Raw genomic sequence first — 22,939 nt, 5'->3', positions numbered from 1 at the left:
ATTTCATTATCAGTATAAAAAAAAATGAAGAAAAGATACTTATCTATAGGAGATATAAGAAGGAATGCCTTTATCGTGGCAGCTGCAGCCTGTATGGGTTTGTCTGCCTGCGACTCCGGTGCAAACAGAAACGCCGACTGGAGCACAGGAGAAGAGGTAGCCGCACCGGATGGCATTATAACAGAACTTACAGAAGAAGCCCCTGACCAATGGAAAATAACAGATGAGCGTACTACTGCCCCCGGTCAGAGCATGGCTATTCTGAAGTATAGCGATGGGCGAGTGGATACGCTGCAGGGGCTTGCGCTGGAGAACCGCATGCGGGATGTTGCTTCTAATGAAAGCACCTACAGAGCCGGTGGTTTCGGGCTGGGCAGCGTGTTGTGGTGGAGCGGCCTTGGTTTTATGGCTGGCCGTATGACAGCACCCCGTCCTGCTTACTATGCTAACCCGGGCGTAATGCAACGCACCGATACCTGGCGCCAGAATGTGCAGTCGTACCGCCAGCGATCTGCTGCACCAAGATCGGGCAGAAGCGGTTTCTTTAATGGCCGCAGCAGTGGCTCCGGCGCTTAAACACAGCAAAAGGTATAATTCTCCTGCTCCTGATCGGCAGGAGCTTGGGCTAATCTTTAAAGTAAATGGCAGCTTAGAAACAGGCTGCTGAACTAATTGCAGAGATGTATGAATAATCTGACTATTCGCCTGGAGAAACATCAGGGCGATATTGATAAAGCTGTTCGTGGATTGGGTTGGGATTGGGTAGTGGAAGAAGATTGTGCGAATTATGTGCCGGGAGAAGCAGTGCTATTGCCAGAGAAAGAAGCTGACTCGTTGCTTGAGGCCACCGAAACGCTTTATGATATGCTGGTACAGGCCGTGCCGGATGACTTACCGGATCCTTTTTTAACAGTGTTGGGGATTCCCGAAAATCTTTGGCAACTGGTGCGTCATTCGTGGCAGGATGAAAGGCAGTGGCATCTCTATGGCCGTTTTGATCTGGCTTTAACACCAGACGGACCCAAACTGATCGAGTTTAACGCCGATACCGCTACCTCTATTCCGGAAACAGCCGTTGTGCAGTGGGCTAGTCTGGCAGCAGCCGGAAAAAACGACGCCAATCAGTATTCTGGTTTGTATGAGGCCCTGGTAGAGCAGTTGAAAACTTGGCGTATGCTTAACGATGACCTGGCTCCGAACCTATTGCTTACCTATATAGGTGCAAGTGCCGAAGATGAAACCAACTGTACCGTTATTGCTCAGGCTGCCCGCGAAGCTGGATTTGATGCCCATCTCTGTCCGATAGATCAGATCAGCGTTTCTACAGAAGGAGAAGAAAAAGGCATTTGGGCACAGGTGGGTGCTGAGCAGTGGCAGCAGTTTCCCTTCCTGTTTAAGTTATTGCCCTGGGAAGAGATTGCCTGGGAAGAGCCTGAACTGCTGGCAAGCCTGACACTTTTAACCCGTACCCGAACGGTTACTATTGCAAACCCGGCTTATAGTCTGCTTTTCCAGAGCAAAGGAATGTTGGCCTGGTTGTGGAAAGCATTTCCTTACCACCCGCTTTTGCTGGCAGCCGATTTAGAACCACTTAGTGGCAAGTACATCCGCAAGCCGTACTTTGGCCGCGAAGGGCAGAGCGTGCAGGTAGTAGACAAGGGGGAGGTAACTAAAATGCAGGGCGATTACGATGAACAGCAACAGGTATACCAGCAATGGGTGGAGCTGCCTCAGGACAAAGACGGCTACCAGTACCAGGCCGGTGTTTTCTGGGCAGGAGAGGGGTGTGCAATTGGTTTCCGTAGAGAGAAAGGAATTATTACCAACTTATCTCAGTTTGTGCCGCACCGGGTAGAGTAGTCTAAAGCTATAGTTTTCCCCCTGCTAATAATATAGTTTTATAGCGATCAACTATTCTTTGATTACGTACTGTGATTACTTCTTCAGTGGCTTAAGATGCAGGCGAAGGTGAAGCGTTAGAGACATAATATCAGTGTTATGTATTTGATTGCTCACTTTTTAAAAGTACCTTGGAAGCCAGTTTTAATACTTTACTGAGGAGGTAGAACAGTTAAGGTAAAAATGAAGGGTTTAGCAAACGAAGAAATTATTTGGGATAACTTCCGTGCCGGTAGTGAAGAAGCGTATGCCCTTATTTACGAAACGTACTCTTCCATCCTCTATAGTTATGGCTGCAGCTTAAATCATGACAAAGAACTGGTGAAAGACTGTCTGCAGGACCTGTTTGTCAATCTCTGGCATAAAAGAACCTCTCTTGGGCCAACCAATTCCATTAAGTATTATCTTTTTCGCTCGCTGAGGCGGGAGTTGGTGCGTACGCTCCGGCAACGTTCCATTGTAATGGAAGCTTCAGATACATTAACAGAATACTCTGCTGAAGACAGGTGGATCGGATCCGAAGATAATTCTTCTATGAAGCGAATGCTGGAAAATGCCCTGAGTAAATTATCGGAGAGGCAGCGGGAAGCCATATACCTGCGGTTCTTTCAGAGCATGGAGTTCGAAGACATTGCACGAATAATGGATATTACACCGAGAGCTGTGTATAAATTGATTTACAGGGCAATTGATGTGCTACACAAAAACTATTTTCCTGCTGCGCAGAAAGATTCCCCTGCCTTACTAGTCTCTTATCCTGAATTTCAGCTGTACCTCCTCTTGCTGCTGTTTTGCATCTCCTTTTAAGGAGATGCTTGTAATTCTGCTCTAACTCCTTCTTTCGGGGGCGAAGTCGTCAAACATGCCTTTAGAAAGCAAAAGCCCTCCAGCAAACAAGTACCACATTCATCCTTCAATCTCTCATTTAAAATTTTTTTAAAAAATATTTAATGTGATGGGTCACTCACAAGAGATGTGCTCTTTATGGTAATATAAGGCACGTATAGTTTCATGACCAATTACCAGACCATACAAGATTTAATGCTGGATGCCCACTTCTGCAGTTGGGTAAATGGCACCGATCCGGAAGCGGAAGCGCACTGGAAAGCCTGGCTAGACGAGCATCCGGAGAAGGCTGAACTGGTACGGCAGGCAAAGTCTTTGGTGCAGTCTTTAAATAGCACCAGTAACACCTTGTCTGAGCAGGATAAAGCTTTCATGTGGGAGGCCATACGTAACAGAAATGCCCACGAAGCACAGCACGGTTATTTAAGAGTAGCAGAGGAGCCTGCTGTAGGAGATAGCCTCAGGGGCTGGGGCTTCTACACAAGGGTAGCAGCAGGATTTGCAGCCTTGCTTGTTTTGGGAGTAGCTATGTTCTGGCTTCTGTCTTCCGGTAACGAGGAGTACACGGAGTATAGCACTGCCTATGGAGAGGTGAAAAACTTAGAGCTGCCCGACGGGTCTTCCGTAGTACTGAACGCTAATTCTACTCTCAGGTATGCAAACAAGTGGAGCAAGGAAAAAGCCAGAGAGGTACAATTAAGTGGCGAAGCATTTTTTGCTGTAACACATCAATACAATAACCAGAAGTTTCAGGTGAAACTGCAGGACGGGGTAGCTGTTGAGGTATTGGGCACCACGTTTACCGTAACCATGCGGCCCGAGAAAACAAGAGTTGTACTGAATGAGGGTAAAGTAAAGCTTTCGGTTTTTGAAGAAAGAATGTTTGGCCTTTATTCAGCCACAAAACATGAAAATACTTTAAAGCCAGGTGAACTAATAGAACTGGGGCGCCTGCAGCAGGTTGTGCATAAAGAGCAGCTTGCCGATCCGGATGTTTATGCGGCCTTTAAGCGTAACGAGATAGTTTTCAGAGATGCACCACTTACCGAAGTAGCCAGAATACTGAAGGATAACTACGGCTACCAGGTTACGTTTGCCGATCCGGAGCTAGCTAAAAGAAGGTTTACAGGTACTGTGCCTGTAGCGGGTATACAAGTTTTGTTTACCGCACTTGAGAAGCTATTTGATGTAGAGATAGCTGTTGAAGACAAAGAAATCAGAATAACGTAATAAATAATACCAACAGAAAAGCCCGGTTGGGCTGCAATGCACCATTCAGGTTATTAAAGACTAATTACTTAAGGATAAATTAATGATGAAACGTTTACGAAAGATTCCATTCCTGGTGCCGATAGTATTGTGCACTAGCTTGGAGCTACCAGCACAGGCACAGGTGCTTACAGCGCTTGCCAAGTCTCCTGTAAACAGACTTGAGTCAGTCGATTCAAATTTTAAACCACTGGCTGATATACTTGGCGAGCTTGAGAAACGGTATAAAGTTAGCTTTAACTATGATAGTGAACTGATTTCGAAGAAGTATGCAGATGCAGAGGCACTGAAAGCAAGTGGTGCCGAACTGGAAAAGGTGCTGCTCCTGATTCTTGATAACCAGAAACTTACTTCGGAGAAGATTAACGATAGCACCTATCTGATTTTACCTCGTGCAGAACAACCCAGAGAGGCAACTCCTGTAAAAGCCGCTACCCAAATTGAAAAAAGTGCGGCTATTACGGTAACAGGTAGAGTAACAGATGAGAACGGAGAGGGGCTGCCTGGTGTAACGGTTGCCTTAAGAGGCACATCTGTGGGAGGCACTACCAATGCCGAAGGTAATTATACCTTAGCAGTGCCTGATGGGCAGGAAAATGGCGTGTTAGCGTTTTCATTTGTGGGGTATGTAACACAGGAGGTGCAGATTGGAAACAGAACCACCATAAATGTACAGTTAGCACCGGATAACCAGGTGCTGGATGAGGTAGTGGTGATCGGTTACCAGACCGTAAGAAAAAGTGATTTAACGGGTGCGGTTTCTGTTATCAATCCTGAGGCAGCCAATAGGGTTACCTCTAATTCGGTGGCTGAATCAATTCAGGGCTTGGCACCGGGTGTTACGGTAAGAAATGGTGGTGCGCCAGGGCAAATGGCCCGGATTGAAATCAGGGGTGCCGCCAGCTTTACCAATACAGATCCGCTCTATGTTATTGATGGTATGATCGCAGATGCCAATACCACTATTAACCAAAACGATATAGAGTCTATTCAGATTTTAAAGGACGCCTCTGCTGCTGCTATTTATGGTTCCAGAGCTGCAAACGGTGTAATTATTATCACAACCAGGCAGGGTAAAGAAGGGCCGGCAAAGGTTAACTTTTCTGCAAAATACGGAATTCAGCAAGTGCCGAAGCGCTGGGATATGATGAACAGCGCTGAATTTGCTGAATTGCAACGAATTCAATACGAAAACTCCGGATTAACGCCTCCCACAAGTGTCGGCTCTGCTTATGATCCGAATGTGGATACCGATTGGCAGGATGAGGTGCTTAGAACCGGGAACATGCAAGACTATAACCTGTCTATTTCTGGTGGTTCTAATACGAGTAATTACTTAGTGTCAGGTAGTTACTTTAATAACACGGGTGTTTTAATCGGGAACTCATTTGAGAGGGGAAGCCTTCGGGTAAACACCCGCAGCCAGAAGGGGCGTGTTACGTTTGGTGAAAACATGGTCATCACCAATACAATTGCTAAATCTCCAGGAGAAGGAAATCCTTTTCTGGATATGCCTCAGATGCTGCCTGTTATACCTGTTAGAGGTAGCAGGTACATTACAGAATCTAATCCTGAAGGCTGGGGAATTGGTACGGTGCCTGATGCTTCTTTTGCGGCTACAACGTATGCCTGGAATCCTTTGGCTGTTAATAGCCTGGCATCTTCCAGAAACAACTATGCAAAACTTGTAGGTAATGCCTATGCAGATGTCAAAATCCTGGACTGGTTAAACTATAAGTTTAATGCTGGTGCTGAAGTGAGCTTCGACCATAACAGTAATATCCGGAAAATTGGTATCTGGCAGATGAGTGCGGCACCCCGGCCGAGTTCTATAAATGAGGCGCGTTCCAGGTTTTTAAGCTTATTATTTGAGCATACAGTTAACTTTAACAAAACACTTGGTGCGCATAATATTAATGGTGTTTTAGGTTATACACAGCAGCATACCTCTCGTGAGACAACAGCAGCTGGTCGTACCAATCTGTCTGTTTTCAATAACGAATACTTTACGACCATAGGTTCTGCTACAGGGGATCCTTCTGCAGATGGTGGCAGGCCTGTTGATTACAGGATATACGGTTACTTAGGAAGGATAAATTATACCTATAACGATAAGTACCTGTTAACTTTAACAGGTCGTGTAGACCAGGACTCAAGATTTGGGGAAAACTACAGAACAGGTTTCTTTCCTTCTGTTGCGGCTTCCTGGCGAATTAGCAACGAAGACTTCTTTGATGTAGCCTGGGTATCAGATCTAAAAATTAATGCCTCATACGGTGAGTTAGGAATCGTTACGGTAGGGTCGTGGGATTATACCTCTTACATAAACAACAGCCCTATTGCTGTTTTCGGCCCTGACCAGAATCCTTATTTCGGTGCATACCAGGCCGCACTGGCAAATCCGGATTTAAGGTGGGAAGAAAGAGTTGTGAAAAACATCGGCTTAGATGCCAGTTTATTGAATAACAGAGTTTCGCTTTCTCTAGAGCTGTACAACTCTTTATCAAAAGATGCACTGTTACGCTTACCTGTAGCTGGATACTTAGGTAACTTAACCGGAGATCCGTTTGTAAATGCAGGTTCGATCCGGAACACAGGCATTGAGGTATCTGCTACTTACCGCAATAGTGTTAACGACTTTAAATGGGATGTATCTGCAAACATAACCACCATCAAAAACAAAGTTGAAAGTGTGGGCAGGAGAGCCGGTGGTATCGATTATATAACAGCAGGCGATACCCGTACGCAGGTAGGTCGATCTTTAGGAGAGTGGTTTGTGCTGAAAACGGATGGGCTTTTCCAGAGCTATGATGAAATAAATAATTACAGAAATGCAGACGGTGTCATTATTCAGCCAAATGCCCAACCAGGTGACATCAGGTATATTGACCTGAACGGAGATGGTACTATCAACGATGCTGACAGAACGTTTGCCGGCTCACCATGGCCGACATTACAGTCAGGCGCACAATTTAATGCCGCTTACAAACAGCTTACGTTGAATGTGCAATTAATAGGCGTGTTCGGGAACACCATTTATAATGGGGTAAGACGGGAACTGGATGATTACACAGGTACTAACTTCCGCCGCGATATAAGCCCATGGTCTCCTACCAACACCAATACCACAGATCCAAGAATAGGTGTATTAGAGGGAGATCCCGGCATAGATTTAAACAACCGGTCCAACACGGATCGCTGGTTGGAAAACGGGTCTTATGTACGTCTTCGTAACGTTGAACTTGGGTATAACCTTCCTGCAAATCTTTTAGGAAGAGCAGGTATCACCAATTCAAGGCTGTTTGTGAGTGGCCAGAATCTTTTTACTATCACCAAATATACCGGACTGGACCCTGATGTGGTAGGAAGTGGAATTCTGGAGAGAGGGTTAGATAACGGGAACTGGCCGGCGAGCCGTGTCATTTCGGTTGGCATTCAAGGTGAATTTTAAGGAAATTACTTAAGAAGTAAATATGAAAAAGAAAATACTTTGCTCATTAATGGCTGTAGGTTTGGTTATGATGAGCTGTAAGAAAGAATTAGATATTCCAAATCCAAACGAGGCATCGGTAGAAGTATACTGGACAAATGCGGATGAGGCGGTAAAAGGTGTACATGCTATCTATAGCACACTGCACCGAGGCGCAATTTCCAGATGGATGCCTTTTTACTATATTATTCGCTCCGATGAAGGTAGAAGTAGCAGTGGCGATCCTAATATTATTAATAACATGGATCAATTTCTGGTAACTGACTATAACTACGGCAATGCCTACGATATCTGGAGAGACAACTATGTAGGTATTTTCAGAGCTAACCAGGTTATTGCGAATGTTCCCGGTATTGATATGGATGCTAATCTGAAACAGCGGTTGATAGGGGAAGCTCATTTCTTAAGGGCACTTTTCTATTATCACCTGGTAACCTTGTGGGGAAATGTGCCGCTTATGTTGGAGCCTTCGACACCTGAGGATGTGCCTCCAACTGCAACTCAGGCAGAAGTGTGGGCGCAGATTCAAGCTGACCTGACAGAGGCAGTTAATAGTCTGCCAGCCAGATACGACAACCCCAGTGACCTGGGACGAGCCACAAAAGGTGCTGCTTATGCCATGTTAGCAAAGGCATTGATGCAGCAGCGAAAATATAATGAAGCCTTAACGCCACTCGCATGGCTTGTGGAAGGAGAAGGGAAGAGTATCTATAATCTGATGCCTAACTATCGGGATAATTTCTTGGTAAGTACAGAGAATAATGTGGAATCAGTGTTTGAATGGCAATTTCTGATGAATCCTGCTGAAAACCATGATGATGACACAGATCCGCGCATAGATAATCTAAACACAGGCACCTCCATAGCCCAGTTTTTTGCCCCTCCTGGTGTTGGTTGGTCTGATGGGGAAGCGCGCAGGTGGTTAGTAGACGAGTTTTTGGAAGAGGAAACTACCAGTGGAGGAAGAGATCCTCGCTTAGCTGCATCGCTCCTTTTTAACTACACCGATGAGAGAGGCCCTCAAAATACAATGATTTATGGCGAATCTTTTGCACAACGTTATGGTGCCGATAATGAACGTGTGTGGTTTCGAAAATTCCTGAACGACCACTGGAAAAACCAGGAAGGCTATAGTTCACCTAATAACTGGCGCTACATTCGGTATGCGGATGTGCTGCTGATGTACGCGGAGTCTTTAAATGCGACTGGGCAGACTGCACAGGCTTACCAGTATGTGGACAGAGTTAGACAAAGAGCAGGCCTGGCCCCTTTAACAGATGTCATGCCCGGACTAAATCAGCAGAGCTTTTTAACACAGTTAAAGCATGAAAGAGTTACAGAACTCACTGGAGAGGGCCATCGCTGGAATGATCTGGCAAGATGGGGTGATCTGGGGCCTCAGCTAGTTCAGAGAGATCCTGCTTTCAGTAATTTTGTAGTGGGCAAGCATGAGTTACTACCAATTCCGACGCAGGAAATTGACATTAACCCTAACCTGATTCAAAACGAAGGCTGGCGATAAGAAATTGCAAGAGGGTGCTGGTACTCTGAATCGGTCGGCACCCTCTTTTTTATTGCTGTTGGTATAAGCTACTTTGGTTAAATAACATTATTCTTTCTCTACTAAAATGACTTCCAAACCTTTTGTAAAACAAGCTCTCATGAAATACCGCATGGTTATTAGCCTCTTCTTATTTTTTCAGCTTTCTTTCTTAACCGGCTGTGGTAAGGAAGATGCACCCAGGAATGATCCCGCCTTTAATACAAATACCACTTTTACGAACCCTATTATGACGAACGGACCTGATCCGTGGGTGGCACAGAAAGATGGCATTTATTATTATACCCACACCATGGGCAACAGGATAGGTATCTATAAAACCAATGCTGTTACACAACTTCGGGCTACATCAAGCAAAACAATCTGGACACCCCCTGCTACCGGGGCTTACTCAAGAAATATTTGGGCTCCTGAATTTCATTTTGTAGCTAGCAAGTGGTACTGCTATTTTGCTGCAGACGACGGGAACGATGAGAACCATCGCATGTATGTTATAGAAAACAGTTCTCCTGATCCAACAACAGGCACCTGGGAGTTTAAAGGTAAAATAAGTGATCCTTCTGATAAATGGGCCATTGACGGAACTGTGCTGGAGCACGAAGGCCAGCTTTACTTTTTATGGTCAGGCTGGGAGGGCACCGATCCGGGTAGTAATTCGGGGAGGCAGCAAATCTACATTGCCACCATGAGTAACCCCTGGACCATTAGCAGTGAGCGGGTCATGATATCGAGGCCGACTTACAATTGGGAAATGAATGGTTTGGTAAATGAAGGACCAGTTATCCTGAAGAACAAAGAAGGCGATGTCTTTTTAATTTACTCCGGCAGTGGCTGCTGGACGGACGACTATTCTTTGGGTATGCTTCGTTTAAAAGAAGGAGGTAATCCTATGAGTGCAGACGATTGGGAAAAGAAGGCTACACCGGTTTTATCTAAAAATCCGGCAAATGGTGCTTACGGCCCTGGGCATAATGGTTTCTTTACATCTCCTGACGGAACGGAAGACTGGATTATCTATCATGCCAATACCTTAAGCGGACAAGGCTGTGGCGGCACCAGGAATACCCGTATTCAGAAGTTTAGCTGGAATGCAGACGGAACCCCCAACTTCGGTGAACCAGCAAACATTAACATCAGACACGATAAGCCAAGCGGTGAAGTGCAGTAAAAGCCGCTCCATACTTTAAATGGCAGGTATAATTCATCAGATTAGTAGTATAGGCTTGTATTTATACCTAAGAATATATTAATTTAATGTGTATTCAGAGTAAGCCATCACATTCATCATACATGAAAAACTTTACCGGACGTAAGGGATTCTTAAGTACCATAGCCGTCTGGCTGCTCGTAGCATTGGGTACAGTCCCTTTGATAAGTTACGGACAGGCGCACAAATCAGGGAAGGCTGTGCAAGCAGAGAACATTCCTCTTGCAGATCCGACCATATTTTATCACGAAGGGACCTATTACCTCTACGGAACGGTGGAAGGCGGGGCTAACGAAGGCTTCTTTGTATATACCTCCTCTGATATGAAAACATGGGAAGGGCCAAAAGGTATAAAAGAGGGCTATGCGTTAAAAAAAGGGGATGCCTACGGTAGTAAAGGCTTTTGGGCTCCTCAGGTGTTTTATACTGGCGGGAAATTCTACATGGCTTATACAGCCGACGAAAACATTGCTATCGCAACAAGTAACTCTCCCTTAGGCCCGTTTACACAAGCAGAAAAAGCACCTTTGGCAGCTCCTGTAAAGCAAATTGATCCTTTTGTGTTTATAGATGCCGATGGGAAAAAGTACCTGTACCATGTCAGGCTAACCAATGGAAACAGAATTTTTGTGGCGGAAATGACTGATGATTTTTCTGCCATAAAGCAGGAAACACTGCGTGAATGCATCAGCGCGCAGGAACCCTGGGAAAACACAGTGCAGGCAGAATGGCCGGTTACAGAAGGGCCTTCCATTCTCAGGCAGGGTAAGCTGTATTATCTGGTATACACTGCCAACGACTTCCGCAATCCCGACTATGCCGTTGGGTATGCTACCAGCACCAGTCCGCTGGGGCCTTGGGAGAAGCAAAAAGATAGTCCTATCCTTAGCAAAGCAGCTATTGGTATAAACGGTACGGGCCACGGCGATTTTTTCACCGATAAGAAAGGGCAGTTGTATTACGTATTTCATACCCATTACTCCGACACCAAAGTAGGGCCCAGGCAAACAGGTATTGTAAAAGCCCGGTTTGCCGGAAAAAGCGCTGATAATACAAAACAGCTGACGATAAGCAATAAAAGTTTTTACTACCCTAAGCTAGAGAAGTAGTAGCTAAATCCTTTTTCTACTGAAGAAACAAAGTTTAATACTTTATTATATGTTTAGATACAGTGTAAGCGTAATAGTAACAGGTATCGTTTGCTGCCTGGCAGTACTACCCTCTTTTGCCCAAAAAGCTGGTAGCTTCAATGGCCTGGAAATGAACATGGGCAACCTCTATCGCCTCTCCAATGCAGAAACCCGCTCTATCAGTCCTGAAAATTTTACAGGTGAAAAAGGCAAAGGCGGTATGGCTACGTTAAAGGAGGGCGTGCACGGGCACCAGGCCCGGGAACTGGGGCAGGGGTGGAAAGTTAATCCTTTTGTCTGGATCGAGGGCGGGCAAACCATTACGCTGGGTGAGATAGAAGGTCCGGGTGCCATACAGCATATCTGGATGACACCAACAGGCAACTGGCGCTACTCTGTTTTGCGCTTTTACTGGGACGATGAGAAAGAGCCGTCGGTGGAAGTGCCGGTGGGCGATTTTTTTGGAATGGGCTGGGGCGAGTATGCTCCGCTAAATTCGCTGCCTGTACAGGTAAACCCCGGCAGTGCCTTTAACAGCTATTGGGTAATGCCTTTCAGAAGAAAATGCCGGATTACCATGGAAAACCTCAGCTCCGAAAGAATGAACCTGTTTTACCAGATCGACTATACGCTGACACAGGTGCCGGAGGATGCTGCCTATTTTCATGCTCAGTTCAGAAGAAACAATCCTACCCAGGGATCACTCTATACGTTGGTGGACGGCATAAAAGGCAAAGGGCATTATGTCGGTACCTACATAGCCTGGCAGGTAAACAACAAAGGCTGGTGGGGCGAAGGAGAAATCAAGTTTTACATGGACGGTGACAATAAGTTTCCCACTATAAACGGTACCGGTACAGAAGATTATTTCCTGGGCTCCTATAATTTTGAAAATAAAAAGACAAGGCAGTATGAAGAATATTCAACGGCCTATGCCGGGCTGCACCAAGTAATAAGACCGGACGGACTTTACGAATCGCAGCAGCGTTTTGGCATGTACCGTTGGCATATAATGGACCCGGTACGTTTTAATAAAGATCTCCGGATAACAATACAGGACCTGGGCTGGAGAAGTGAACACCGTTACCTGCCACAAAAGTCAGATATTAGTTCGGTGGTTTATTGGTACCAGACTGAACCACACGCCCCTTTTCCTAAATTACCTTCCAAAAACGATCTGGAAGTTAATTAATGTCATCTTCCCTAGGTGGTATAGTTAGAATTTACTTGTCATAGCATAGCAAATTATCATGAAAAAAACTTCTTGTCTTTTTACGCTGCTCTTTATCCTGATACAGGCAGGCACCGTTGTGGCTCAAAGTCCCAACTGGCGTCCTGTGCAGGGCAGAATTACATCGCCCTGGGCCGAAAAAGTAAATCCGGCCAATCCGCTGCCAGAGTACCCACGCCCACAACTGGTGCGCAAAAACTGGCAGAACCTGAATGGTCTCTGGGATTATGCTATCGTACCTAAAGCACAGCAGACCAACATGCCGGCTTCATTTAACGGGCAAATCCTGGTGCCCTTTGCGGTAGAATCTGCTTTATCGGGAGTGGGAAAGACAGTTGGCAAGGATAGCGTGTTGTGGTACAAGCGCAGCATGAGTGTGCCAGCCAGTTTACGTAAGCAAAGGGTGCTGCTTCATTTTGGGGCAGTAGACTGGCAGTGCGATGTTTATGTGAACGGGCAGAAAGCTGGCAGCCATCAGGGCGGCTACGATCCATTTTATTTTGATATAACCTCTCTCCTGAAAAACGGTAACCAGCAGGAAATCGCGGTAAGCGTCTGGGACCCCAGCGATGACGGACCGCAACCCCGCGGTAAGCAGGTGAAGAAGCCGGAAAGTATCTGGTACACACCCGTAACAGGTATCTGGCAGACGGTATGGCTTGAGGCGGTGCCCCAAACTTATATCACGGCCACACGCCATACGCCCGACATCGATAAGCAGCATATAGCTGTTACGGCCCAGGTGCAAAACCTGCAGGCGAACGATAAACTGCGTGTTACTGCCTGGGATGGTAAAAGAAAAATTGCAGAGCAGGAAATAGCCGGTAACAGTGCAGCGGTGCTACAGGTCCAGAACCCAAAGCTTTGGTCGCCGGAGAATCCTTTTCTGTATGATCTGCAGGTTGCAGTAGTGAGAAATGGTAAAGTGGTTGACGAAGTGAAAAGCTATTTCGCTATGCGCAAAATCAGCATGGAACCGGATGCCAACGGCACACAGCGCATGTTGCTCAACAATAAATTTGTTTTTCAGTATGGTCCGCTCGATCAGGGCTGGTGGCCCGATGGTTTGTATACAGCTCCAACCGAAGAAGCTTTGCTGTTTGATATTGAAAAGACAAAGGAAATGGGCTTTAACATGATCCGGAAGCACGTTAAAGTAGAGCCTGCCCGCTGGTACAACCATTGTGATAAAATGGGCATGCTGGTTTGGCAGGATATGCCAAGTGGCGATCTGGGAGCCAGATGGGGAAATCATCCGGGCATTGAGGGGCCGGGGCAGGATATGCAGCGTTCTGCCGAATCAGACAAGATTTTCCGTACGGAATGGACAGAGATAATGGACGATCTATATAATTTCCCGAGCATTGTGGTATGGGTGCCTTTTAACGAAGCCTGGGGGCAGTTTAAGACGGCTGAAATTACCAACTGGACAATGGAAAAAGATCCTAGCCGCTTGGTGAACAGCGCCAGCGGTGGTAATTTTCATCCGGTAGGCCATATCATCGATCTGCACAACTACCCGGATCCTGCTATGCCTCGAGCCGATCTGTTTGGAGCGAAACAAGTGATCGTGCTGGGAGAATTTGGCGGGCTGGGCCTGCCGCTGGAAGGACATACCTGGCAGCAAAAAAACAACTGGGGCTATCAGAGCTTTAAAAATGCGGATGAATTGTTTACGCGCTACGAAGCTTTCATGACAAAACTGGAAGACCTGGTAAAGAGAGGACTGTCGGCCGCTGTTTATACCCAGACAACAGATGTAGAGATAGAAACAAACGGCCTGATGACCTACGACAGAAAGGTAATCAAGGTGCCGGCAGAGAAGCTGAAGCAGGTGCATACCAAACTGTACAATCCGGCGCTGGTAAATACGAAGCGCTAAATCATTAAAACTGCCGGTGATTGTTAGCCAGGTTATGAAAGCCTGTGGCAGCTAGCAATCACTGTGCAGAAGCTACTGTGGCCGTATAAAATAAATTTCATAACTCCTTCAAAGAGATTAAGTGTTCAAGCACAACATATTTATGAACCCCAAAAGCTTAGTCGTGCCATTGTTTTATGGGTTACTGCTTAGTGCATGTGCCTTTTCCTGTGTTGGTACCAGCCAGCAGCAAGCTGAGGAGAGCAAAGCAGCTACAGAAAAAACCTTTACAAACCCGATAGCAGATGGAGCCGACCCGTGGGTAATCAGGAAAGACGGGTATTACTATACATGTGGCTCAGGGAGAGGAGGCATTTACGTTTCTAAATCAAAAAAGCTTACGGAGCCGGGAGAGCGGGTAGTGGTTTGGAAAGCTCCTGAATCCGGCTGGAACAGAAGTAATGTGTGGGCGCCGGAACTGCATTTCTTTGGCGGGAAGTGGTACATTTACTATGCAGCCGCCAAAAAGCCCGGCGGACCATTTATTTTTCAGCGATCCGGTGTGCTGGAGTCTGTTTCAGATGATCCTTTTGGCCCTTACACCGATAGAGGAATGCTGTATACAGGCGATAATTTACAAGATACGGCAACCGTCAAGTGGGCGATAGACCTGACACCACTGGAGCTGAATGGCCGGTTATATGCCATCTGGTCGGGCTGGGAAGAAAACGCGCCTACTGATAAAACGAAGCAGCACCTGTACATTGCCCGGATGCAGAACCCCTGGACCATCAGCAGCAATAGGGTGAAGATATCTTCACCGGTAGAACTCTGGGAAACAGGCGGTGAACTGGATCTGAACGAGGGGCCGCAGGTGCTGAAGCATAAGGACAGGGTTTTTATTGTCTACTCCACCCGTGAGTCGTGGCTGAAGGAGTATCGGCTGGGGCAGTTGGCTTTAACAGATACCCTGCAGGATCCGATGCAGGCAAAAAACTGGATTAAGTCCGGCCCGGTGTTTCAGGGCACGGATCAGGTTTTCGGAGTCGGGCACTGTAGTTTCGCCAAATCACCGGATGGCACCGAAGACTGGATAATTTATCATGCCAAGAAAAGCACAAAGCCAGGCTGGGAGCGTGATATCAGGTTGCAGCCCTATACCTGGAAGGCAGACGGCTCTCCTGATTTCGGTGTGCCGGTACCAACTGGTGTACCTGTAAAAGTACCTTCCGGCGAGGAAGATTTATAAGAGGTGTTCAACTGGCTGTGGAACGTCTTTTATTCACTATTTAAAAATGAGCTTATATCTTTTAACAATACGTCAGAATTCTATGAAAATTCAAATGCTACTTTTTCTCCTGGTGGCCGCACTGGGCTTCTCCTGCAGCAGTAACAGTTCTAAAAATCAGGACGAAGCTTCGGGCGAGAGCAGTACCGGGCAAAGCGTCAGCTATACTAACCCTGTGTTGCCCGGCGATTATGCCGATCCGTCTGTGGTTCGGGTGGGAGACGACTACTGGGCTACCGCTACTTCCTCGGAATGGGCGCCCTTGTTCCCGCTGCTGCACTCCAAAAACCTGGTAGACTGGGAAACAGTAGGGCATGTATTTCCTGACAAGCTACCTGATTGGGCCGAAGCCCATTTCTGGGCTCCGGAGATAGCGTATGAGAATGGTAAATATTATATCTACTATACAGCAAAAAAGAAAGGCGGCAATCTTTGTGTGGGAGTAGCCAGCGCATCCAGCCCTACAGGACCTTTTACCGATCATGGGCCACTGGTGTGCCAGGAGGTAGGTTCTATCGACGGATTTGAAATGCGGGATGAGAACGGGGAGCTGTACCTGGTCTGGAAAGAAGACGGGAACAGCCGTGGTTTGCCAACGCCTCTCTGGGCACAGCGCATGAACGAAGAGCGTACAGCCCTGACAGGCGAGATGTTTGAAATGTTCCGCAACGATCCGGGGACCTGGGAAGGAGGATTGGTGGAAGGACCGGCTATTGTGAAGCGAGGCGATTACTTCTATACTTTCTATGCCGGAGACAAGTGCTGTGGGCGTGAGTGTACTTACGGTGTAGGCGTGGCAAGGGCCAGAAGCCTGCGGGGGCCGTGGGAGAAACATCCTCAAAACCCTATTATGGAAAAGAATGACGACTGGAAATGCCCGGGACATGGTACCGTGGTTACAGACCAGAACGGCAAAGATTACTTTCTCTACCATGCCTATAACGCTAAAAGTACCGTTTATCCGGGCCGCCAGGGGATACTGGATGAAGTGACCTGGGGTGAAGACGGCTGGCCGAAATTTAAGAACAATTCACCTAGCGTAACAGCAGAAGTTCAAACAGGTGCATCCTCCGAAGAAAAGACAAACCTGAACATCCGGGAAGAGTTTGAGGCCGGAGAACTAGCAAAAACCTGGCAATGGCCGGTAGAGCAGAAAGTTAGTTACAGCAGTAACAATGGCAAGCTAGTACTGCCTGCCAGCCCCGACAGAATCGGAAACCTGTTGGGCCAGCGAACCGCTAAAGCAGATTATACAGCCACAACAGCGGTAGAGGTAGGGACTCTAGGTAAAAATACGGCTGCAGGTTTGGTGGCAATAGGAGACAGAGAAAACGCCGTGGGAGTATCTGTAAGCGGTGCAGAAATAGTGCTTTGGTCAGCCAGGGGAAATAATACCACTACATTGGCAAAGGCCGCTGCTCCCAAACAAGGTTCGGTTCAGCTAAGGCTACAGGCCCGAAACGGAGATCAGATGCAGTTTGCCTGGAGCGCCGACGGAAACAACTGGAACCAGTTGAACGATGGAAATGCAGTGGATGCATCCTATCTGCCACCATGGGACAGAGGTGTTCGGGTTGGGGTATCCGCCAAAGGGCCTGCCGGCGAAACGGCTGCTTTCGAGTGGTTCAGATTAGAGCAGCAATAGTAAAAATACCTTATAAATTAGGTATCTATTCTGAAGTTTTAGATATTAGACTATATATTTAACACGAAATATACTGCATGAAAAAAAGACAAATAAACAAAAAGCTGTTACTGCTTGCCATAGCGGGCAGTATGGGGGCTACCTCTTTGGTTAGTTGCTCCAGCCAGGGTTCCGGCGAGGCAGACAGCCAGACAGCATCTACATCAGACCAACAGAATAACATGGAGATTAAAAAAGAATCTTTTGGTAAAACAAAAGATGGGCAGGAAACCAGCCTTTACACCTTAACAAATGCCAATGGTATGGTCGTGAAAATTACCGACTATGGCGCTACCATTACCTCTATTGTTACGCCCGATAAAAATGGTGAAATGGGAGATGTAGCTTTAGGTTTTGATAGCATGGAAGGTTATCAGAGCGATGAGTACCTGAAAAGCGGTCCGTATTTCGGGGCCATTGTAGGCCGCTATGGCAACAGAATTGCCAAAGGTAAATTTGCTATAGATGGCCAGCAGTATACGCTTGCCACCAACAACGGCGAGAACCACTTGCACGGAGGTAAAAAAGGGTTTGACAAGGTAGTGTGGCAGGCAGAGCCGGTGTCGGGCCAGAATGCCTTAAAGCTGACCTATGTAAGTCCGGACGGAGAAGAAGGTTATCCGGGCACGCTTACCTCTACTGTTACCTATACCCTTACTAATGATAACGAAATCAGGATCGATTACCAGGCAACTACAGATAAGCCAACGCATGTAAACCTGACAAACCACAGCTACTTTAACCTGGCTGCCGGTGAGGCTGAGAATATCCACGACCATGTGCTCACCATAAATGCAGACCGGTATACGGTGGTAGACCAATCACTTATCCCGACAGGCGAACTAAGAAAGGTAGAAGGAACTGTGATGGATTTTAAAACGCCACATGCAATAGGGGAGCGTGTGGAGCAGGTAGAAGGTGGCGGCTACGACCACAACTATGTGCTAACAGACGGAAGCGATAACATGAAGCTTGCTGCTACAGTTTATGAACCTGTTTCCGGACGTGTTATGGAGGTTCATACTACTGAACCCGGTATTCAGTTTTACTCCGGCAACTTCCTGGACGGCACCATCACCGGCCGTGGCAACAAAAAATATGCACATCGCTATGGTTTTGCGTTAGAAACGCAGCATTTCCCTGATACACCTAATCAAAAGGATTTCCCTTCTACTTTACTAAAGCCGGGAGAAACTTACGAAACAACTACTGTTTACAAGTTCTCGTTAAGAGAAGGCGGAGAGCAGGCACAGGGCCAATAAAAAGTTAAGCTTCTGTTTTAAATACCACATCCTGTCAGGAGGGTGTGGTATTTTTATTTACAGAGAAATTAGAATCTATATTTCCGTCGAACTTCCTAAAGAGTTACTGGATGCATCTCTACATCCTCACAGCTTCCATCAGCACCTCAAACAGTACATTCCTTCCTCTTTAAATTTCCAAATCTTCAAAAGTATACATCAGCACAATAAAAAATTAAACCCTAACTTTGCCTGCTGAAAAACAGAATTGCTTATGCTCGCTTTTGTACTTACGCTGGTGCTCATGCTTATTGTAGTGATCGTTGTGGTGTATGCCGAGCGTAAAGTAGCAGCGTTTATACAAGATCGTATTGGTCCTACAGAAGCTGGGCCACATGGTACTCTGCAACCTTTGCTGGATGTACTCAAGCTTTTGCAGAAAGAAGACATTATTCCGGTAGCAGCTGATAAGAAGTTGTTTGCAGCGGCTCCCATACTCATTTTTGCGGCAGTGTTTGCAGGATTTGCCGTAATCCCGCTTTCGCCTTCGCTGGTGGCATCCGGAATAGGTATAGGTGTTTTTTATTTTCTGGCAATTGTTTCCCTGGATGTGATCGGCTTGCTGATGGCGGGCTGGGGTTCCAATAACAAGTATGCCATGTTGGGCGCAATGCGTTCTGTGGCACAAATTGTTTCTTATGAGATACCGGCCGGGCTGGCAGTGTTATCGGTAGTAATGGTGTGTCAGTCGCTGGATTTTCAGGAGATTAGTTACCAGCAGGGCGTTCTCATGAACCTGTTCCCGGGCTTAGAAAATGAAGAAAACTGGTTTCTGGGGATAAAAGCACTTGGAATAAATACCACCCATATTGGCGGCATGACCACCTGGAACATTTTCAGGGCACCCATGCTGCTGGTTGCCTTTATCATTTACTTTATAGCCTCGCTGGCAGAATGTAATAGGGCACCTTTCGATATACCGGAGGCAGAATCGGAACTGGTAGCAGGATTCCACGTGGAATACTCCGGGTTTAGGTTTGCCACGTTCTTTCTGGCAGAATATGCCATGATGGTGCTGGTGTGCCTTGTTGCTGTTATTTTGTTTTTAGGAAGCTGGAATACACCCTTGCCAAATATTGGGCCTGTTCACCTGGCTCACTGGACAACAGGTACCATAGGAGGTTTGTCAGGTATGCTGTGGGGAGCGTTCTGGTTAATCTGCAAAACACTGGTGTTAGCCTTTGTGCAGCTCTGGGCCCGCTGGACCTACCCACGTTTACGAGTAGACCAGCTGATGTACCTGTGCTGGAAAGTATTAACTCCCATCGCACTTGGTGTTATGCTAACCGCAGGCATCTGGCGATTGTTAATGATTTAACTGAGGGAGAACGTTATAAAGCTGTTCAAGAAATTTCAGCTGTTCTGCTGCACAGGTTGTATATATGGTGTAGCAGAACAGCTGAATAGATGATCTGATAAATTGATGCAGAAGTTTATTGAAGCACTTGGAAAGAGATTGCGTGAGCCACTACCCGGTGAAGCTGCTCATAACTTAATGGCAAGTACAGCCAAAAGTAATATTAGATTCAGAACGAAGCCTGACAGTAAGACCAAAGAGAGTGCCGTATTGATATTATTCTATCAGGATGAAGATGCAATTAAGCTACCACTCATCTTAAGGCCGGTTTATGAGGGTGTACATAGCGGCCAGATTGGATTGCCTGGAGGCAGAATGGAGAAATCTGATAAAGATTTTTACGAAACAGCTTTAAGAGAATCCTACGAAGAAATAGGTGTTAATCCATCGGAGGTTACAGTTATAGGTACCTTAAGCGATCTCTTTGTATTTGCCAGTAATCATATGGTGCATCCGGTAGTAGGTTACATTAACCAAAAACCGGTTTTTTCGGCTGACCCCAAGGAAGTAGACCAACTAATAGAAGTATCTCTCTCCACGCTGCTCGATAAAAGCATCAGGGGCATCACCAATATTATAGTATCGGGCAACATGGAAATTTCTGCCCCTTACTTTGATGTAAACGGCCATACTGTATGGGGTGCTACTGCTATGATGCTGAGTGAGTTGCTGAGTGTTATTGCTGAGCTGAATGACGAAGCCTTTCAATAAGGATGGCTGCAGCTGTGTTTGTTTAATTTAGGTATAAACATGTAAACGTTTTAACCTTCTAATCTTATAAGGATGAAAGAAGCTGTTAAATATAAAAGTGGTTTTTGGGATGTGATCAGCTCTATATTAAATGGGGCGAAGCTTACCTTGCATCACTTTCTTAATTTCAGAACCCGCCGTACGCAGGAGTATGTGTCGGATGAAAATTATTTTAAGCAACCGGACGGGCTCGTGACGCTAAAATACCCTTACGAAGCCTTACCCGTGCCTGATAAAGGTCGTTACCGCCTGCACAACGAGATAGACGACTGTATTGTTTGTGATCTCTGTGCGAAAATATGCCCGGTAAATTGCATTACTATCGATTCTATTAAGGCTACTGAAGATATAGGTGTTACCTCTGATGGTACCAAAAAGCGCCTCTATGCCGCTACCTTCGACATTGATATGGCTAAGTGCTGCTATTGTGGCCTCTGCACAACAGTATGCCCAACCGATTGTCTTACCATGACTCCGGTGTATGATTTCAGTGAAGTGGATATCAAAAACATGATTTACCATTTTACAGATCTCACCCCGGAACAGGCAAAGGAAAAGCAATTGCTTTACGAAAAACAGCAGGAGGAAATTGCCGCTGCTAAAGCAGCGGCTCTGGCAGCCAGAAACAAGTAAGCAAGCATATTGAACAGCGAAACATTAATTAACCTCATCTATAAAGAGTAGTTTTAGAACATGCTTTTCTACATCTTCGCCGCACTGGCAGTACTTTCGGGAGCTTATGTTGTACTAACGCGAAACCTGTTGTATGCAGGCTTTTCGTTACTGGTTACCCTACTGAGTCTGACGGGAGTTTATGTGCTGCTTTATGCTGACTTTGTTGCGGTAACACAACTGATGGTCTATGTGGGTGGGGTGCTGGTGTTAATTCTGTTTGGTATAATGCTGAGCAGCAGGGTAGGCGATAAGTCGTTGCTGTCGCAATCGGTGAATAGGGTGTGGGGAATTCTGGTATCGGTGCTGGTACTGGCAGGGCTGGCTTACGCCATTCATAAAGCTGATTTTGCATTGCTGCCCTGGTTGCAGACTGCAGGTGCCGATGTGCTGGGAGAGCAGAAAAGCACGGTACAGGTCATTGGCATTAAGCTTATGACTGATTTTGTAGTGCCTTTCGAAGTGGCTTCGCTTTTACTACTGATGGCATTAATTGGAGCCGCACTTATTGCTACAGATAACCAAAAAACAAAATGATGGAACAGATTCCTCTGGCACATATCCTTTTTCTGGGTGCTGTACTCTTCAGCATAGGACTTTTGGCGGTTATCACAAAACGGCATGCGGTAGTGGTGCTGATGGGCATTGAGCTGATATTTAATGCGGCAAACCTGAACCTGGTTGCTTTCAGCCGGCACGATCCTTCTCTTTTTCAGGGGCAGGTCTTTTCATTATTCGTCATGGTTATAGCCGCTGCCGAAGCTGCTGTAGCATTGGCTATTGTGTTGCGGGTGTACCAGCATTTCAAAACTGCAAATCTTAACCAGCTAACAGGTCCCAAAGAGATAGAATAAGCAGGCAGTGAGGCTTTCTATAATTTTAATTGTCCTGAACCTGTTGCATCTCAGGCTCTATGCGCAGGAAGCAAAGCAGAAACAGTTGCCTTGCGACACGGCTGTTTACCAGGAGGCATTGCCTGTGTTTCCGGGAGGCGAGCAGGCCCTGTTTAAGTTTATAGAAGAAAACATGCAATACCCTGCAGCCGCGCTTCATGATAAAGTAGGTGGTAAAGTGGTGGTAAGCTACCTGATAGACACCACTGGTACAGTAACAGATGTCAGATTGGTAGCAGGAGTTAGGGAAGACCTGAACCAGGAGGCAATGCGCTTGGTTGCTGCGCTTCCGGCTTTTACTCCGGCCACACAGCAATGTAAAAAAGTTAGTGTTCGCTATACCTTACCAATGCACTTTTACCCGAACAATCGCTGGAAGCGGAAATATAAAAAAGGCAAGATAGCTTCCGGAGAACCACTTTAGAACCCTTCGGTTGTTAATAAAATATACTGTGGCTGATGATACAAAACAGGCAGAAATGCCCTGCTACCTGCTCTCT

General features: G+C 46.4%; 19 protein-coding genes. All 19 read left to right on the top strand.

From position 1 onward, the window contains the following. Window positions 1-24: 24 nt before the first annotated feature. The 19 genes from C1N53_RS12085 (at window position 25) to C1N53_RS11995 (ending at window position 22,863) form a co-directional block, all read left to right on the top strand. Window positions 25-576, top strand: a complete 552-nt coding sequence (locus C1N53_RS12085) for a hypothetical protein (RefSeq protein ID WP_137759556.1) — start codon at window positions 25-27, stop codon at window positions 574-576. Window positions 577-684: 108 nt separating this feature from the next. Continuing rightward, window positions 685-1,860 (top strand): glutathionylspermidine synthase family protein, encoded by a 1,176-nt coding sequence (locus C1N53_RS12080; RefSeq protein ID WP_137759555.1) that lies wholly within the window; start codon window positions 685-687, stop codon window positions 1,858-1,860. Window positions 1,861-2,082: 222 nt separating this feature from the next. Continuing rightward, the gene (locus tag C1N53_RS12075; protein ID WP_137759554.1) at window positions 2,083-2,706 is read left to right on the top strand and encodes an RNA polymerase sigma factor; all 624 of its coding nucleotides are present in this window, start codon (window positions 2,083-2,085) and stop codon (window positions 2,704-2,706) included. Window positions 2,707-2,910: 204 nt separating this feature from the next. Further along, complete coding sequence (locus tag C1N53_RS12070) at window positions 2,911-3,975, top strand: FecR family protein (protein ID WP_137759553.1); 1,065 nt, start codon at window positions 2,911-2,913, stop codon at window positions 3,973-3,975. 82 nt (window positions 3,976-4,057) lie between these two features. Further along, complete coding sequence (locus C1N53_RS12065; protein WP_137759552.1) at window positions 4,058-7,465, top strand: TonB-dependent receptor; 3,408 nt, start codon at window positions 4,058-4,060, stop codon at window positions 7,463-7,465. A 22-nt stretch (window positions 7,466-7,487) separates the two neighbouring features. Then, window positions 7,488-9,026 carry a RagB/SusD family nutrient uptake outer membrane protein gene (locus C1N53_RS12060; protein WP_137759551.1) on the top strand — a complete coding sequence of 513 codons (1,539 nt, stop codon included), beginning with the start codon at window positions 7,488-7,490 and terminating at the stop codon, window positions 9,024-9,026. A gap of 139 nt (window positions 9,027-9,165) precedes the next feature. Further along, window positions 9,166-10,233, top strand: coding sequence for a family 43 glycosylhydrolase (locus tag C1N53_RS12055; protein WP_240773206.1), 1,068 nt, complete (start codon window positions 9,166-9,168; stop codon window positions 10,231-10,233). 122 nt (window positions 10,234-10,355) lie between these two features. Further along, on the top strand, window positions 10,356-11,381 hold the full coding sequence (locus tag C1N53_RS12050; protein WP_137759550.1) for a glycoside hydrolase family 43 protein: 1,026 nt from the start codon (window positions 10,356-10,358) through the stop codon (window positions 11,379-11,381). Window positions 11,382-11,430: 49 nt separating this feature from the next. Beyond that, on the top strand, window positions 11,431-12,594 hold the full coding sequence (locus C1N53_RS12045; RefSeq protein WP_137759549.1) for a glycoside hydrolase family 172 protein: 1,164 nt from the start codon (window positions 11,431-11,433) through the stop codon (window positions 12,592-12,594). 58 nt (window positions 12,595-12,652) lie between these two features. Further along, window positions 12,653-14,515, top strand: a complete 1,863-nt coding sequence (locus C1N53_RS12040; protein ID WP_137759548.1) for a glycoside hydrolase family 2 protein — start codon at window positions 12,653-12,655, stop codon at window positions 14,513-14,515. 142 nt (window positions 14,516-14,657) lie between these two features. Next, complete coding sequence (locus tag C1N53_RS12035; protein WP_137759547.1) at window positions 14,658-15,743, top strand: family 43 glycosylhydrolase; 1,086 nt, start codon at window positions 14,658-14,660, stop codon at window positions 15,741-15,743. A 94-nt stretch (window positions 15,744-15,837) separates the two neighbouring features. Continuing rightward, window positions 15,838-17,427 (top strand): family 43 glycosylhydrolase, encoded by a 1,590-nt coding sequence (locus C1N53_RS12030; RefSeq protein WP_137759546.1) that lies wholly within the window; start codon window positions 15,838-15,840, stop codon window positions 17,425-17,427. 77 nt (window positions 17,428-17,504) lie between these two features. Continuing rightward, on the top strand, window positions 17,505-18,728 hold the full coding sequence (locus tag C1N53_RS12025; RefSeq protein ID WP_137759545.1) for an aldose epimerase family protein: 1,224 nt from the start codon (window positions 17,505-17,507) through the stop codon (window positions 18,726-18,728). Window positions 18,729-18,981: 253 nt separating this feature from the next. After that, complete coding sequence (locus tag C1N53_RS12020; protein WP_137759544.1) at window positions 18,982-20,085, top strand: complex I subunit 1 family protein; 1,104 nt, start codon at window positions 18,982-18,984, stop codon at window positions 20,083-20,085. A 105-nt stretch (window positions 20,086-20,190) separates the two neighbouring features. Next, window positions 20,191-20,835: a CoA pyrophosphatase gene (locus C1N53_RS12015; RefSeq protein ID WP_137759543.1), complete on the top strand. Its 645-nt coding sequence runs from the start codon at window positions 20,191-20,193 to the stop codon at window positions 20,833-20,835. 72 nt (window positions 20,836-20,907) lie between these two features. After that, window positions 20,908-21,507 carry an NADH-quinone oxidoreductase subunit I gene (locus C1N53_RS12010; RefSeq protein WP_137759542.1) on the top strand — a complete coding sequence of 200 codons (600 nt, stop codon included), beginning with the start codon at window positions 20,908-20,910 and terminating at the stop codon, window positions 21,505-21,507. Window positions 21,508-21,567: 60 nt separating this feature from the next. Next, a complete protein-coding gene (locus C1N53_RS12005; protein ID WP_137759541.1) occupies window positions 21,568-22,083 on the top strand; it encodes an NADH-quinone oxidoreductase subunit J in 516 nt (171 codons plus the stop codon). Next, on the top strand, window positions 22,080-22,400 hold the full coding sequence (gene nuoK, locus C1N53_RS12000; protein ID WP_137759540.1) for an NADH-quinone oxidoreductase subunit NuoK: 321 nt from the start codon (window positions 22,080-22,082) through the stop codon (window positions 22,398-22,400). Before C1N53_RS12005 ends, nuoK begins: the two co-directional genes overlap by 4 nt. Before the next feature lie 7 nt (window positions 22,401-22,407). Then, a complete protein-coding gene (locus C1N53_RS11995) occupies window positions 22,408-22,863 on the top strand; it encodes an energy transducer TonB (protein WP_137759539.1) in 456 nt (151 codons plus the stop codon). Window positions 22,864-22,939: the final 76 nt, after the last annotated feature.

Origin of the sequence: Pontibacter sp. SGAir0037, from assembly GCF_005491705.1 — a bacterium.
Taxonomy (GTDB): Bacteria; Bacteroidota; Bacteroidia; order Cytophagales; family Hymenobacteraceae; genus Pontibacter.
The sequence above is the reverse complement of the archived record's forward strand: the minus strand, read 5'-3'. Positions and strand labels throughout refer to the sequence as shown.

What these genes read in the sequence shown, in the direction of transcription:
- C1N53_RS12050 (WP_137759550.1), top strand. Translation starts at nt 10,356, where the DNA reads ATGAAAAACTTTACCGGACGTAAGGGATTCTTAAGTACCATAGCCGTC.
- C1N53_RS12010 (WP_137759542.1), top strand. Translation starts at nt 20,908, where the DNA reads ATGAAAGAAGCTGTTAAATATAAAAGTGGTTTTTGGGATGTGATCAGC.
- C1N53_RS12055 (WP_240773206.1), top strand. Translation starts at nt 9,166, where the DNA reads ATGAAATACCGCATGGTTATTAGCCTCTTCTTATTTTTTCAGCTTTCT.
- C1N53_RS12045 (WP_137759549.1), top strand. Translation starts at nt 11,431, where the DNA reads ATGTTTAGATACAGTGTAAGCGTAATAGTAACAGGTATCGTTTGCTGC.
- C1N53_RS12060 (WP_137759551.1), top strand. Translation starts at nt 7,488, where the DNA reads ATGAAAAAGAAAATACTTTGCTCATTAATGGCTGTAGGTTTGGTTATG.
- C1N53_RS12005 (WP_137759541.1), top strand. Translation starts at nt 21,568, where the DNA reads ATGCTTTTCTACATCTTCGCCGCACTGGCAGTACTTTCGGGAGCTTAT.
- C1N53_RS12035 (WP_137759547.1), top strand. Translation starts at nt 14,658, where the DNA reads ATGAACCCCAAAAGCTTAGTCGTGCCATTGTTTTATGGGTTACTGCTT.
- C1N53_RS12020 (WP_137759544.1), top strand. Translation starts at nt 18,982, where the DNA reads ATGCTCGCTTTTGTACTTACGCTGGTGCTCATGCTTATTGTAGTGATC.
- C1N53_RS12030 (WP_137759546.1), top strand. Translation starts at nt 15,838, where the DNA reads ATGCTACTTTTTCTCCTGGTGGCCGCACTGGGCTTCTCCTGCAGCAGT.
- C1N53_RS12025 (WP_137759545.1), top strand. Translation starts at nt 17,505, where the DNA reads ATGAAAAAAAGACAAATAAACAAAAAGCTGTTACTGCTTGCCATAGCG.
- C1N53_RS12065 (WP_137759552.1), top strand. Translation starts at nt 4,058, where the DNA reads ATGATGAAACGTTTACGAAAGATTCCATTCCTGGTGCCGATAGTATTG.
- C1N53_RS12040 (WP_137759548.1), top strand. Translation starts at nt 12,653, where the DNA reads ATGAAAAAAACTTCTTGTCTTTTTACGCTGCTCTTTATCCTGATACAG.
- C1N53_RS12015 (WP_137759543.1), top strand. Translation starts at nt 20,191, where the DNA reads ATGCAGAAGTTTATTGAAGCACTTGGAAAGAGATTGCGTGAGCCACTA.
- C1N53_RS12080 (WP_137759555.1), top strand. Translation starts at nt 685, where the DNA reads ATGAATAATCTGACTATTCGCCTGGAGAAACATCAGGGCGATATTGAT.
- C1N53_RS12070 (WP_137759553.1), top strand. Translation starts at nt 2,911, where the DNA reads ATGACCAATTACCAGACCATACAAGATTTAATGCTGGATGCCCACTTC.
- C1N53_RS12085 (WP_137759556.1), top strand. Translation starts at nt 25, where the DNA reads ATGAAGAAAAGATACTTATCTATAGGAGATATAAGAAGGAATGCCTTT.
- nuoK (WP_137759540.1), top strand. Translation starts at nt 22,080, where the DNA reads ATGATGGAACAGATTCCTCTGGCACATATCCTTTTTCTGGGTGCTGTA.
- C1N53_RS12075 (WP_137759554.1), top strand. Translation starts at nt 2,083, where the DNA reads ATGAAGGGTTTAGCAAACGAAGAAATTATTTGGGATAACTTCCGTGCC.